We start from the raw sequence: 14,137 nt of genomic DNA on the forward strand, positions 1-14,137 counted from the left end.
CCCCGCCTAGCGAAGCTTCGCTTCGCCGGGCGGGGAGAGGGAAGATCTACCTCGCTTAAAGGAGCCTCGTCATGCCCACCGAACGCTTTCAATTCCCCGGCACCGGCGGCCATCAGCTCGCCGCGGCGCTCGACCTGCCCGATGGCGAGCCCGCGGCCTATGCGCTGTTCGCGCATTGCTTCACCTGCAGCAAGGATTCGCTGGCTGCCGCGCGCATCGCCGCGGCGCTGACCGCACGCGGCATCGCCGTGCTGCGCTTCGACTTCACAGGCCTCGGCTCCAGCGAAGGTGACTTCGCCAACGCGACCTTCTCGTCCAACGTCGCCGACCTCGTGCTCGCCGCCAACCACCTGCGCAATATCCGCAAGGCACCGGCGATCCTGATCGGTCACAGTTTTGGCGGCGCCGCGATCCTCGCTGCTGCCGCCGACATTTCTGAGGCCCGGGCGGTGGTGACCATCGCGGCCCCCTCGGATCCCGCCCACGTCACCCATCTGTTCGCCGACCGCCTCGACTGCATCCGCGCCCACGGCGAGGTCGAGGTGAAGCTCGCCGGCCGCCCCTTCACCATCAAGCGCGCATTCCTCGACGACATCGCCGAACACAATTTGATGGCGCACGTCGCCAGGCTGCACAAGCCGCTGCTGATCATGCAATCGCCCACCGACGACACCGTCGGCATCGACAACGCCACGCGGATCTTTCTGGCGGCAAAGCACCCGAAGAGCTTCGTTTCGCTCGACGGCATGGACCACCTGCTGACGAAGAGATCCGATGCGGTCTATGTGGCCGACGTCATCACCGCCTGGGCCGGCCGCTATCTCGATGCGGCGGCGACTGCGCCTGCCGCCGACTCGCCGGAGCCGCGCAGGGTGGTGGTGCGCGAGACCCGCGCCAGCAAACTGCAGCAGCAGATCATGGTCGGCCCGCATCGCCTGATCGCCGACGAACCGCTCGCCGCCGGCGGCGCCGACACCGGGCCCGGTCCCTACGACCTGCTGCTCGCCGCGCTCGGCGCCTGCACCAGCATGACCATGCGGCTTTATGCCGATCGCAAGGCACTGCCCATGGACCGCGTCACCGTGACCCTGAACCACAGCAAGATCTACGCGAAGGATTGCGCGGAGTGTGAGACCAAAGAGGGGATGCTCGACCAGCTCGACCGCGTGATATCGATCGAAGGCGCGCTCGATGACGAACAGCGCAAGCGGCTGATGGACGTCGCCGACAAGTGCCCGGTGCATCGCACGCTGAAGTCGGAAATTCGCATCGTGACCAAGGCCGCGGAGTAGAGATCCAAAAAGTGCGCAGCGCTGGGAGCCGTCATCCTGAGGCGCACGCCCACTTGCGCGAGCCTCGAAGGATGCGGCTACAGACGCAGGCGGCCCATCCTTCGAAGCGGGCAAGAGAGCGCTCTTCCAGCCGAAACGCAATTGCGTTTCGGTGGGGATGACGGCGAAGTGTGTGGTTGCAGATGGAGCCTACCGGTTCGGATCCGGAAACAGCAGGCTGCGCCAGCCGGAGCGATCGAACGGGGCCCATTCGCCCTCGCGCTGGGCGAGGCGCTCGGCCACCGCATAGACCACGGCGGGATGATGTCCCATGCCGCAATGGCTGCTTTCGACCTCGATGCTCTCGGTCTGCGCCGACGGGTTTTCCTTGCAGCCCTGCCAGGCGCAGATGCCGTCGGTGCGGCTGTAGATCGCGGTGGTCGGCACCGGCGGCGGCTCGGATAGGTCGCTGCCAAAATTCGGGTCACTGTGATCGGCAGGCTTGCCGCTGACGATTTCATAGACCTGCCAGGCATTGGTCGCCTTGGGGCCCGCTGCAAACGGACTGCCCAGCGTGATCACGGAACGGACCCGGTCCGGCATCAGCTTGGCCAGCTGGCGCGCATAGAGCCCGCCCAAGCTCCAGCCGACCAGGCTGACCTTGCGGCCATGGCTGTCGTTCAACTCGCGCAGCAGGTCCATCATGCTGTCCTGAACGCCGTCGCGCAGGCCAAGGTTGCGGCCCTGCTTCCAGCCACTGACCGCATAGCCGCGGCCTTTGAGAAAACTGCGCAGCGGCCGTGTCGAAATGTCCGAGGCGACCAGCCCCGGCAGCACGAGCACCGGATGGCCGTCGCCGCGCGGCGCCAGATTCAGCAGCGGCAGCGCGCCCAGGAAGGCGCCGAATTCATGCAGCGCCCGGGTCTCCAGCAGCATCAGGGTTTTCGAGGGGGCACGCAAAGTCTGGGCAGTCGCCGACATCTGATTTCCTCTCGTGCCGGTGTTCTCTGTGACGCCGGGGCGGAATCGATTGCTGTGAAAAACAGTCGCGGGATAACGCAGCGCAACAAGTATTGGTTCCCGAAGTGTAGCCCGGATTGGCAGGATATCAAGCGTACCAGGGTAGGCCCTGCCGTTGAGGTTCATGTTTCCCGCACGCGATGCGAGACCCATCGCTTCATTTCGCAGGGTGGCCTGATCTGCGAAGCGATACTGCGTATCGCATCGCGTCCGGGGCACGTATCGGGGTCTCACAACCGCAACAGCACCTCGATGGTATACAGCGCGAGCCCGGCGAGCCCGCCGATTAGCGAGCCGTTGAAACGAATGTATTGCAGGTCGCGGCCGATGTTGACTTCGATCACCCCGATCAGCTGCCCCATGTCCCAGGCCTTGACCTGGTCGGCAATAAAGGTGGAGACGCCGCTCTTCTGGTCGGCGATGAAACTGCGCAGCACCACCACGACGCCCTGGTTGATCTCGCCGCGCATCTCGGAATCCGCGGCCAGCGTCGCGCCGGCGGCGACGAACATGTTGGCGAGATGATGTTGCAGCACCGTGCTCTCGCCCGAGGCGCTGCGTGCGATCAAGGACCTGGCGTTGCTCCACAGGTTGCCCGCGAGTTCGGCCAGCTCCGGCCGCGCCAGCAGGTCGCGCTTGAGGCCGTCGATGCGGCCGGTGAAGCCGGGCTCGTTCTCGAGCTTGTCGACGAACGACAGCAGCATGCGGTCGAACTCGCCGCGGAACGGATGCGCCGGATCGTTGCGCACCTCCTCGAAGAACGCGGTGGCCGACGCCACGATGCGCTTCACCAGAAACGTGTCGGTGCGGTACAGCTTCAGCAGCGTCGGCAGTTCGTTGCGGATCTTCTCCTTGATGACAGCCAGCGTCTGCGGCTCGGTCAGTGCGCCGTGCAGCGCGCGCAGGAGATCGTCGAGCAATCCCTGATGGCGGCCGTCGCGGATGAAACCGCGGGCGGTGCCGGCGATCAGCGGCGCCAGATCGATCGACTGCAGTTGGGTCATCACGCGGCGGCTGATGAAGCCGGTGAGGCCCGAGGTCTCGGTGGCCGACATCGCTTCCGGCAGCAGCCGCAGCACGAAGCGCGCGAGATCGGCGCTGCGCTTGCGGTCGCCGAGCCAGTCCGCGACGAAGGACGCGAAATCCACCTCGCGCAGCTTGGCCTCGACCGGCCCCGCCTCGAGAAAATGCACCTCGATGAATTCGCCGAGCTTGTCGGCGATGCGATTCTGGTTGCCCTGGATGATCGCCGTATGCGGGATCGGCAGCCCTAGCGGCCGGCGGAACAGCGCGACCACGGCATACCAGTCGGCCAGCCCGCCGATGGTGGCGGCCTCGGCGAAGGCCGCCACAAAGCCGAAGGCGGAATGCATGGGCAGCAGCAGCCTGGCGACGATGAACACCGCGAAACAGCCGGCCAGCACCAGGGTGGCCAGCGCCTTCACCCGGCGCAGTTCCGTCGCGCGCGCGGCGTCGCCGGGGCTGGCGAAGGAGGTCGTATTGATCGTCTTCATTGCAATTTCCAGTCGACAGGCAGAGCTGTTACGCCATGCATTCTAGGGCTTTTTCCACATTCCCGGAGATGTGATTCGCCGCCGTTAACCCTTCTTAAAGATGTGGTCTGGCGCCCCGCGTTGCGCATGTTAACTCTGGCTTATTGAGGAACCCGCCCTGATTCGGGCGACAGCAGAAGTTGTTTGGGAATTTCATGAGCCAGTCAGTGTCCTACAGCCCCGCCCGCGAGCAGTTGCCCGATCAGGACCAGAAACAGGCGGCGCTGTCCTACCTCAACGAGGCCTGGGCCGAGGCACTGCACGACGGCATCGACGGCGACTGCTTGGCGCAGGCCAGCCTGTTCACCGCCTTTGCCGAACTGGTCGGCACCTATGGCGAGGACGCGGTTGCGAAGTTCGTCGAGGGCCTGCCGACCCGCGTCCGCAACGGCGAATTCTCTCTGTCGCTGGCGAAGCAGTAAGTCACTCCATACTCTGTCTGTCGTCGGCCGGCCGCGCGCAATTGCGCGCCAGGACCGGGCGACCCAGTAAACGCTGCGGCTGGTGATCAGCACTATCGACAACGATGACTGGATCACCCGCTTTCGCGGGTGATGACAGCAAGCGTGTCGAGGCGACGCTACGGCCCGCAGCGCCATCGCACCTACCCCCTCAGCGTCTCCAGAAACCGCACGGTCTCGCCCTGCGCCGGCGTCACCAGCTCGCCCTGCCACATCACACGGTTGCCGCGCACGAAGGTGCCGACCGGCCAGCCGGTGACCTTGACGCCGTCATAGGGCGTCCAGCCTGCTTTGGAAGCCACCCAGTCGTTGGTGATGGTCTCGGAGCGTTTCATGTCGACCACCGTGAAGTCGGCGTCATAGCCTGCGGCAATGCGGCCCTTGGTGGCGATGTTGTAGATCCGCGCCGGGCCGGCGCTGGACAGATCGACGAAGCGCGCCAGTGACAGCCGCCCGGCATTGACGTGGTCGAGCATGATCGGCACCAGCGTCTGCACCCCCGTCATGCCCGAGGGCGAGGCCGGATAGGTCTTGTTCTTTTCTTCAAGCGTATGCGGCGCATGGTCGGAGCCCAGCACGTCGACGATGCCCTGCTCGATGCCGTGCCAGATGCGGTCGCGATGGCTGGCGTCGCGCACCGGCGGATTCATCTGGGCCAGCGTACCGAGCCGCTCGTAGCATTCCGGCGCGGTCAGCGTCAGGTGATGCGGCGTCGCCTCGCAGGTCGCGACGTCCTTGTGGTCGCGCAGGAAATCGATCTCTTCTTTCGTGGAGATATGCAGCACATGGATCCGCTTGCCGGTCTCGTGCGCGATCTTCACCAGCCGCTGCGTCGCCATCAGCGCCGCGGTCTCGTCGCGCCACACCGGATGCGATCGCGGGTCGCCCTCGATGCGCAGGTTCTTGCGATCGTTGAGGCGGTACTCGTCCTCGGCGTGGAACGCGGCGCGGCGATTGATGACCTTGAAGATGCGGCGCAGGCTGTCGTCGTCCTCGACCAGCAGCGCGCCGGTGCTGGATCCGATGAACACCTTCACGCCGGCACAGCCCGGCGCGCGTTCCAGCTCAGGCAGGTCCTGCACGTTCTCGCGGGTGCCGCCGATGAAGAACGCAAAATCGCAATGCATGCGGTGATGGCCGAGCTTCACCTTGGCGGTGAAGGCGGCCTCGTCGACGGTCAGCGGGTTGGTGTTCGGCATTTCGAACACCGCGGTGACGCCGCCCATCACGGCGCTGCGCGAGCCGGTCTCCAGATCCTCCTTCTGCGTCAGGCCGGGCTCGCGAAAATGCACCTGAGTGTCGATCACCCCCGGCAGGATATGCAGCCCCTTGCAGTCGATCACCTCGGCGGCGGAGCCGGCATCCAGCGTGCCGATGGCGGCGATCCGGCCATTCGCGATGCCGATATCGCGCACGCCCTCGCCGTCCTGATTGACGACGGTGCCGTTCTTTAGAATAGATTGAAATGTCTGGGTCATTCGTCCTCAAGGGCCTGCATTTGCTGCAGGAAATGGGCGGCGTGGGCCTTGTTGCCGGCATACTAGCGGCTTAGTTTCGTATGTAATATCCGGCGCAGGCATTTCCCCCAACGAAGTTCGAGAAATCCCATGAAGGCAGCGTTTCTTTCCGACCGGGGCGTGATCAAGCTCAGCGGTGACGACGCCCGCGGATTTCTCAACAATCTGATCACCTCGGAGCTCGGAACGCTGCAGCCCGGTTCCGCCCGGTTCGGGGCGCTGCTAACGCCGCAGGGCAAGATCATCGTCGACTTCCTGGTCACCGAGGCCCCGGCCGGACACGGCGGCGGGCTGCTGATCGATTGCCCGCGCGCACTCGCGCAGGGCCTCGCGACAAAACTCGGCTTCTACAAATTGCGCGCCAAGGTCGTGGTGGAAAACCTCTCCGACAGTCTGGGGGGTCTGGCTGTGTGGGATGGCGACACCACGCTGAAGCCGGACCTCAGTTTCGCAGATCCGCGCAACGCCGCGCTCGGCTGGCGCGTCCTCGTGCCCGCGGATCTGGCGCAAAAGACCGCCGACCTGGTCGGCGCCGAATTCGTCGACGAAGCGGCCTATGAGGCGCATCGCATCGCGCTCGGCGTGCCGCGCGGCGGCCTCGATTTCAGCTATGGCGACGCTTTCCCCCATGAGGCCAACATGGACCGCATGGCCGGCGTCGATTTCGACAAGGGCTGCTATGTCGGCCAGGAAGTGGTGTCGCGCATGCAGCACCGCACCGTGGTGCGGACACGGGTGACCCGCGTCGAGCTCGATGGACCGGTGCCGGAGCCGGGCATTGAAATCCGCGCCGGCGACAAGGCGGTCGGCACCATGGGCTCGTCCGCCAATGGCCACGGCCTGGCGCTGCTGCGGCTCGATCGCACCGCCGACGCCATCGATGCCTCGCTGCCACTGCTGGCCGGCGGCATTCCGCTGCACCTCACCGCGGCCGAGGATGTGCGCATCGCGCCGAAGAAGCTGCTGGCATGAGCAAGCCCGCGCTGCTGCATGCCGATGGCCTGAAACGCTGCCCGTGGCCCGGCGAAGATCCGTTCTACGTGGCCTATCACGACACCGAATGGGGCGTGCCGGAATATGACGACCGCGCGCTGTACGAGAAGCTGATCCTCGACGGTTTCCAGGCCGGGCTGTCGTGGATCACCATTCTGCGCAAGCGCGACAATCTTCGCGCCGCGTTCGACGACTTCAAGCCCGAGAAGATCGCGCGCTACAGCGAGAAGAAGGTGCACGCGCTGATGCAGGACGCCGGCATCGTGCGCAACCGCGCCAAGATCGAGGGCGCCATCGGCAGCGCCAAGGGCTATCTGAAGATCATGGAGGACGGCCCCGGCTTCTCGAAATTCCTGTGGGATTTTGTCGACGGCAAGCCGATCGTCAACAATTTCAAGACCCATGGCAGCGTGCCGGCGTCCACGCCGCTGTCGGCGAAGATCTCCAAGGAACTGGCGTCGCGCGGTTTCAAATTCATCGGCCCTACCATCATCTACGCCTTCATGCAGGCCACCGGCATGGTCAACGACCATCTGGTGAGTTGCTTCTGCCACGAAGCCTGCAGGAGCAAACTGCGCGCGCCGCGCCTCAAGCCCAAGCCCTCCAAACCAGATCGCGCCTGATCGATGGCCAAATCCAAATTCTCCACCGACGTGGCCACCCGCGCCTGGCAGCGCATGCTGTCGGGGCGCCGGCTCGATCTGCTCGACCCTTCACCGCTGGACATCGAGATCGCCGATATCGCCCATGGCCTTGCGCGCGTCGCGCGCTGGAACGGGCAGACCCACGGTCCCAACATCTTCTCGGTGGCACAGCACACGCTGCTGGTGGAAGCCGTGCTGCGCCAGCAGGCGCCGCGCGTCGACGACCGCGTCCGATTGGCCGCCCTGCTGCACGACGCGCCGGAATATGTCATCGGCGACATGATCTCACCGTTCAAGGCGGTGATCGGCGGCGCCTACAAGGTGGTGGAGCATCGCCTGCTCGCGGCGATCCATATCCGCTTCGGCCTGCCGCCGGTGCTGGCGCCGGAGATCACCAAACAGATCAAGAATGCCGACATGGGCGCCGCCTATCTCGAGGCAACGCATCTGGCTGGCTTCTCGCAGGCCGAGGCCAAGCGGCTGTTCGGCAAGGACCCCGGCCTGTCCGAAGCGGCCATGGAGGATTTCCTGACGCCGTGGTCGGCAGGGAAAGCGGAGAAGCGTTTGCTGGCGCGCTTCGAGGCGGTGGCCATTTCGTAGCTTTCTTTGCAACGGCGCGCCTTCTTTTCCTCCCCTTGCGGGGGTATGCCACCACCGCCTTTGCCCACCCTGACCCTCGGCCTATAATCCCCGCAACCAGAGGACCGCCATGATTCACGTCTGTTCGCTCGCCTATCTGCATCCCACCGTGAAGGCTACCGGCGCCAGCCATGTGCTGACCGTGATGGCCAATGTGGCGCAGGTGGTGCGGCCGGAAACGGTGCTCGATGCCAACCATCTGCGGGTCCAGATGGACGACATCACCGCACATACCGACGGCTTCGTCGCGCCCAACGATGCGCATATCGTGCAGGTGCTGGACTTCGTGCGCGGCTGGGACCGCAGCGCGCCGCTGGTGGTGCATTGCTATGCCGGCATCAGCCGCTCCACCGCCAGCGCCTTTGCCGCGGCCTGCATGCTTAACCCGGACCGCGACGAGCGCGACATCGCGCAAAAGATCCGCGCGGCCTCGCCGATCGCCGCGCCCAACCGGCTGATCGTCACCCTGGCCGACAAGGCACTCGGCCGCGACGGCCGCATGGTGCGGGCGCTCGACGAGATGGGCCCCGGCAGCATGACCGTGGTGGGCCGTCCGTTCCGCATCGATCTCGCCTGACACTGCGCAAACTTGCCAATGCCTGTGAACTTATGGTTCCCGGGTCGACACATATCGGTGCCAGCGCCGCGGGAGCGATCCCGCGGTCTTGCGCGCGCGCGACGGCTGGCCGCCCCACGTCTCCATAGGATCTGAACGCGATGTTCGACGACTACAGCTTTCTCGCCCTGGCAATCGCCATCGCCGCGTTCATCTTCGCGCGCAGGGCGCGCAACGAGGTCAAGGTGCTGCAGGCCCGGCTCGATGTCTATGAGACAGCGGCGCCCGTCGCAGCGCCGGCAAGCATGCCTTCCGGACAAGCAACGTCGTCTCGGGTCGACGCCGACGACAAAGCGCCCATGGCGCAACCTGTCGTCGCCGAGGCCGAACTGGCCCGCGAACCTTCGCCCTCGCTCCAGCCGGAGACCTGGCAGACAGCGGTCGACACGCACGTTGCGCCGTTAGCCGCGCCACCGGCCGGTCCCGGCTTCGAGGAACGCATCGGTACCCGTTGGGTGGTGTGGGTCGGCGGCCTGACGCTGGCACTCGGCGGCTTCTTCATGGTGCGTTACTCCATCGAGGCCGGCCTGCTCGGGCCGGGCGTGCGCGTGCTGCTCGGCGGCGCCTTCGCGCTGGCGCTGCTGCTGGCCGGCGAGTGGTCGCGGCGCAAGGAAAGCCTCTCGGCGATCGCGCCGCTGCCGATCGCCAACATCCCGGCGATCCTCACCGCCGCCGGCACGGCGGTCGCTTTCGCCACCGTCTACGCCGCCTACGCACTGTACGACTTCCTGGTGCCGGCCACCGCCTTCATCCTGCTCGGCCTCGTCGCTCTCGGCACCATGGCCGCGGCGTTGCTGCACGGGCCGGCGCTGGCAGGTCTCGGCGTCGTCGCCGCCTTCGCCACGCCGGTGCTCGTGTCGTCGAACAGGCCGGATTACTGGGCGCTGTATCTCTATCTCGCTGTGGTCAGCGCAGCGGCGTTTGGCCTGGCGCGGATCCGGCTGTGGCCGTGGCTCGCGGTCACCGCCATCGTGCTGGCGACGCTGTGGACCCTGCCCTGCCTGGAATGCGGGCCGTCGATGATCGCGCCGCACGCCTTCCACGTCATGGTGGGCTTCATTCTCGCCGCTTTGCTGGTGGTGTGCGGCTTCATGTACGGCCCGTCCGCCGAACAGGGGCGCATCGACGCCATCTCGTCCGGCGCGCCGTCGGCCTATTTGCTTGGCGCCACGCTGATCGTGCTCAACAGTTTTCACGCCGACACCGCCATGGTGACGTTCGGACTGCTGGTCGCCGGCACCCTGTTCGTCGCCTGGTATGCCCAAGCCGCCACCGCGGCGATTGCCGTGGCCGCCGGCTTCGTGGCGCTGGTGTTCCTGGAATGGGCGGTGCGCGGCAATCCCGACATGCTGGTGCTGCCCGGCGGTCCGCTGGCCGGTATCGGCGCCAGCCCGATCGAGGGTTCGGTGTCCACGCACATGATGACCGCCGCGATCTTCGCGCTCGGCTTCGGCCTCGGTGGCTTTCTCGCGCAGGGTCGATCGGTCAGCGCCATCGTGCCGGTGATCTGGTCGGCGGCCGGCGTCTTCGTCCCGCTGGCGCTGCTGATCGCGCTGTATGCCCGCATTGCCCATCTCGACCGCTCGATCCCGTTCGCCATCCTCGCGGTGATCCTCGCCGCCGGCTTTGCCGCGGCGACCGAACTGCTCGGCAAGCGCGAGCCGCGGCCGGGCCAGTCGATTGCCATCGCGCTGTTCGCCACCGGCACGCTCGGCGCGCTGGCGCTGGCGCTGACCTTCGCGCTGGACAAGGGCTGGCTGACCATCGCGCTGGCGCTGATGGCGCTCGGCACGGCATGGATCGCCAACCAGCGGCCGATCCCGTTCCTGCGCTGGCTCGCCGCCATCCTCGCCGCCATCGTGGTGGCGCGCGTCGGCTACGAGCCGCGCATCGTCGGCGACCTCGTCGGTTCGACGCCGATCTTCAACTGGCTGCTGTGGGGTTACGGCGTACCGGCGGCGGCCTTCTGGGGCGCCAGCATCCTGCTGCGCCGCCGCGGCGACGACGTGCCATTGCGCATGGTGGATTCCGCCGCGATCCTGTTCACGGTGTTGCTGGCCTTCCTGGAGATCCGCCACGCCGTCAATGGCGGCGATGTCTATCGTCCCTCCGCGGGGCTCACCGAGGTGGCGCTGCAGGTCTGCGTGACACTGGCCATGGCGATCGGGCTGGAGCGGCTGCGGATCCGTACCGCGAGCATCGTGCACAATGTCGGCGCCGTCATGCTGACCCTGTTTGCCGGCGCCGCCAGCCTGTTCGGCCTGCTGTTCCTGGAGAACCCGGCGATCTGGCGCATCGACGTCGGCGGCGCGGTGATCAACCTGCTGCTGCTCGGCTATGCCTTCCCGGCTGTGCTCGCGCTGCTGCTGTCCTATGCGGTGGCCGGCCGCCGCGCCGTCGCCTATGCCAACACGGTGGCCGGCGGCGCACTGGTACTGGCCTTGATGTATATCACGCTGCAGGTCCGCCGCTTCTACCACGGCCCGGTGTTCTCCTCCGCCACCACCCTCGACGCCGAGCAATACACGTTGTCGATCGCCTGGCTGGGGTTCGGCGTGATCCTGCTCGGCCTCGGCGTGATCTTCAACTCGCAGCGCGCGAGGCTGGCCTCGGCCATCGTCATTGGCCTCACCGTGCTGAAGGCGTTCCTGGTCGATATGTCGTCGCTGACCGGCGTCTATCGCGCGCTGTCGTTCATGTGCCTCGGCCTGGTGCTGGTGGCGATCGGCTGGCTGTATCAGCGCATCCTGTTCAGCCGCCGCGTCCAGCCACAACCGCCCCAGCCGTAGCGGCGACACGCCAAACGAAAAGAGGTGCGACGGTTTCCCGGCGCACCTCCTGTTTCGATGTTATCCGGCGCAACCGCCGAACTTCGCAAGCAGATCAATACGGGCAGATCATCCGGCCCCAGCGACGGCTGTAGTAGCAGCCCGGCGCAACGATCGGAGGCCCGAAGCCGTAGCCACGTCCCCGCCCGCGATAACCACCGCCACGGAATCCGCCGCCGCGAATGACGACACCACCACCGCGGCCTCGTCCGCCGCCACGACCACCACCGCGAGCATCCGCAGAGGTGGTGCTCGCCGCCAGCAGCATCGCCGATGCACCGACCAGCCCGATGCAGTAGACAAAGACCATCGCTGCCGCCGCAAGGCAGCGCGTCACGATATTGTGCCGCGTCGTCGATTTAGTTTGAGCCATTGTCGAAATCTCCCATTCTCGGGAAGCAGGAATTCTCAAAATGCTTCCGGCACCGCATTTTCGTTCTACGTCGATTCAGTCGCGTACTAAAATCAATATAGCAATGTGGCCGACCCGTGGCGCACGTCGCAGAACGCCGTCAGAATAGAGTTAAGCCTCGTCGTCGGTCAAGCAATTGCGCGACCGCAGTTGCGAACAAACGCGCTGCGTCTTCGTTCATGTTGCCATCGCGTGGGCCTTCACTATGCTTGTCACGGCCGCGACGATCTCTTTCGCACTGCACAGCGCGCCCCGCGCGAGCCGCTGATCTCTCACCCGTCAAAGGCAAGCGACTATCCCGACATCACACGCCTTGCGCCGCGCCGTCGTCATTTCCGATAATTCAGTCCCGCGACTTCCGCAGAAGATGGTCCATGTCAAAGCATCAATACATCCTCGGCCTCAACACCTACGACCACGATGTCAGTGCCTGCCTGCTGCGCGACGGCGCCATCGCCTTCGGCATCGCCAAGGAGCGCATCACCCGCGAGAAACACGCGATGGGCTTCTACAAGGAGGTGATCGATTACTGCCTGGAGGCCGAAGGCATCACGCTGGACGACGTGGGACTGGCGGTAAGCAACTGCTACATCCTGCCGGTGCCGGAGATGGAAGAGCGGCTGGTCTATCAGGACATGTCCGGCTTCCTGCCGGAGTACGAGCGCGCCGATGCCGCCAGGCATCCGCTGTATCGCGCGCAGGGTGGCAAGACCCACACGATCTCGCATCACCTCGCCCATGCCTACAGCGCCTTCGCGCCGTGCCCGTTCGAGGACGGCGCCGTCATGATCGTCGACGGCGTCGGCAGCTATCGGTCGGACGTGATGGAGCCTTTTCCGGCAGCCGACGCGGCGTCGCCGTTGGCACGCGAATCCGAGAGCTACTACACGTTCTCCGGAACCCGGCTCGATTGCATCAAGAAGGTCTGGATGGAGCCCGACCGCGGCTTCCTGAGCGACGAGTTCTACAACATGGCCGGCCTCGGCGCGCTCTACAGCCGCGCCTCCACCTACATCTTCGGCGACTGGAACAAATGCGGCGAGCTGATGGGGCTGGCACCCTATGGCCGCCGCGATCAGGTCAAGCCGCTGATGGACATCAGCGACAACCGCCTGCAGGTGCCGCGCTGGACCGCTGCATTCAACCAGCCCTACGTGGCCGACGGCGGCAAGTGGGACAGCAGCCCGTCAATGCGGCACTGGGAAGATCTCGCCTGGCGGGTGCAGGACGACACCGAAAAGGTGCTGCTCGCGCGCGCCCGCTGGCTGCGCGAGACCACCGGCGCCAGAAACCTGGTGATCGCCGGCGGCGTGGCGCTGAACTGCGTCGCCAACGGCCGAATCGCCCGCGAGGCCGGCTTCGAGAACGTCTGGATCCAGCCGGCGGCCGGCGACGACGGCATCGCTATCGGCTGCGCCTACTACGGCCATCTCGCGCTGCAGAACAATCCGCGCAATTTCACCATGACGCACTCCTATATCGGCAAGCGCTATCCCGAGGCGGAAGTCGGAGCTGCCACGCAGAGATTGCTGGTCCGCATCCAGACCTCCGCTGCGCGCAGCGCCAATATCTGCGCCGACACCGCAAAGCTGCTCGCCGACCAGAAGGTGATCGGCTGGTTCCAGGGCGGCTCCGAGTTCGGGCCGCGCGCGCTGGGCAACCGCAGCATCATCGCCGATCCGCGCCGGGCGGAGATGAAGGACATCCTCAACAGCCGGGTGAAACACCGCCAGCCGTTCCGGCCTTTCGCGCCCATCGTGCTGGCCGAGCGGGCCGACGAGATTTTCGAGGGCCGCGGCGACTCGCCGTTCATGCTGATGGCCAAGTCGGTCAATCCGGCCTGGCGGGACCGCATTCCCGCGATCGTCCATGTCGACGGCACCGCGCGGGTCCAGACCGTGTCGGAAGCCACCAATCCGGTGCTGTACCGGCTGCTCAGGGAATTCGACGCGCTGACCGGCGTGCCGGTGCTGCTCAACACCTCGTTCAACGTCAAGGGCGAGCCGATCGTCGAGACGCCGCGCGATGCCATGGCCTGTTTCCTCACCACCGGCATCGATCATCTGATCCTGCACGACACGCTGGTATCGAAGACCGCGCTGCACGCCATCGTGGCGCCGCTGGTGCGCACCTGGATGGATGTTGCCACGCTGGTGCTGTCCAACGTCAAGCCGGCGTGACCC

General features: G+C 65.9%; 12 protein-coding genes. 8 read left to right on the forward strand and 4 right to left on the reverse strand.

What is annotated here, in order from left to right; genetic code table 11:
* Positions 1–71 precede the first annotated feature (71 nt).
* A complete protein-coding gene (locus ONR75_RS28795) occupies positions 72–1,292 on the forward strand; it encodes a bifunctional alpha/beta hydrolase/OsmC family protein (protein WP_265080246.1) in 1,221 nt (406 codons plus the stop codon).
* Positions 1,293–1,481: 189 nt separating this feature from the next.
* On the opposite strand, the gene ONR75_RS28800 is transcribed toward ONR75_RS28795, so the two are convergent.
* Together ONR75_RS28800 and ONR75_RS28805 are read right to left on the reverse strand one after the other, a co-directional pair.
* Positions 1,482–2,252: an esterase/lipase family protein gene (locus tag ONR75_RS28800; RefSeq protein ID WP_265080247.1), complete on the reverse strand. Its 771-nt coding sequence runs from the start codon at positions 2,250–2,252 to the stop codon at positions 1,482–1,484.
* A 269-nt stretch (positions 2,253–2,521) separates the two neighbouring features.
* Positions 2,522–3,805, reverse strand: a complete 1,284-nt coding sequence (locus ONR75_RS28805; RefSeq protein WP_265080248.1) for a DUF445 domain-containing protein — start codon at positions 3,803–3,805, stop codon at positions 2,522–2,524.
* 194 nt (positions 3,806–3,999) lie between these two features.
* On the opposite strand from ONR75_RS28805, the gene ONR75_RS28810 reads away from it, so the two are divergent.
* Positions 4,000–4,266: a hypothetical protein gene (locus tag ONR75_RS28810; RefSeq protein WP_265080249.1), complete on the forward strand. Its 267-nt coding sequence runs from the start codon at positions 4,000–4,002 to the stop codon at positions 4,264–4,266.
* Between the two features lie 182 nt (positions 4,267–4,448).
* On the opposite strand, the gene ONR75_RS28815 is transcribed toward ONR75_RS28810, so the two are convergent.
* On the reverse strand, positions 4,449–5,783 hold the full coding sequence (locus ONR75_RS28815; protein ID WP_265080250.1) for a dihydroorotase: 1,335 nt from the start codon (positions 5,781–5,783) through the stop codon (positions 4,449–4,451).
* Between the two features lie 129 nt (positions 5,784–5,912).
* Between ONR75_RS28815 and ONR75_RS28820 the strand changes: the two genes are divergently transcribed.
* The 5 genes from ONR75_RS28820 (at position 5,913) to ONR75_RS28840 (ending at position 11,503) form a co-directional block, all read left to right on the forward strand.
* Positions 5,913–6,794, forward strand: a complete 882-nt coding sequence (locus tag ONR75_RS28820; protein WP_265080251.1) for a YgfZ/GcvT domain-containing protein — start codon at positions 5,913–5,915, stop codon at positions 6,792–6,794.
* Complete coding sequence (locus tag ONR75_RS28825; protein ID WP_265080252.1) at positions 6,791–7,438, forward strand: DNA-3-methyladenine glycosylase I; 648 nt, start codon at positions 6,791–6,793, stop codon at positions 7,436–7,438. Before ONR75_RS28820 ends, ONR75_RS28825 begins: the two co-directional genes overlap by 4 nt.
* 3 nt (positions 7,439–7,441) lie before the next feature.
* Positions 7,442–8,059: an HD family hydrolase gene (locus ONR75_RS28830; protein WP_265080253.1), complete on the forward strand. Its 618-nt coding sequence runs from the start codon at positions 7,442–7,444 to the stop codon at positions 8,057–8,059.
* Between the two features lie 109 nt (positions 8,060–8,168).
* Complete coding sequence (locus ONR75_RS28835; RefSeq protein WP_265080254.1) at positions 8,169–8,675, forward strand: tyrosine phosphatase family protein; 507 nt, start codon at positions 8,169–8,171, stop codon at positions 8,673–8,675.
* 140 nt (positions 8,676–8,815) lie between these two features.
* Complete coding sequence (locus ONR75_RS28840) at positions 8,816–11,503, forward strand: DUF2339 domain-containing protein (protein ID WP_265080255.1); 2,688 nt, start codon at positions 8,816–8,818, stop codon at positions 11,501–11,503.
* Positions 11,504–11,597: 94 nt separating this feature from the next.
* Here the strand turns inward: ONR75_RS28840 and ONR75_RS28845 are convergent, their stop codons facing one another.
* Entirely contained in the window at positions 11,598–11,915 is a 318-nt protein-coding gene (locus ONR75_RS28845; protein ID WP_265080256.1) for a hypothetical protein, read from the reverse strand.
* A 413-nt stretch (positions 11,916–12,328) separates the two neighbouring features.
* Between ONR75_RS28845 and ONR75_RS28850 the strand changes: the two genes are divergently transcribed.
* Positions 12,329–14,134: a carbamoyltransferase gene (locus ONR75_RS28850; RefSeq protein ID WP_265080257.1), complete on the forward strand. Its 1,806-nt coding sequence runs from the start codon at positions 12,329–12,331 to the stop codon at positions 14,132–14,134.
* Positions 14,135–14,137: the final 3 nt, after the last annotated feature.

Origin of the sequence: Rhodopseudomonas sp. P2A-2r (assembly GCF_026015985.1) — a bacterium.
Taxonomy (GTDB): domain Bacteria; phylum Pseudomonadota; class Alphaproteobacteria; order Rhizobiales; family Xanthobacteraceae; genus Tardiphaga.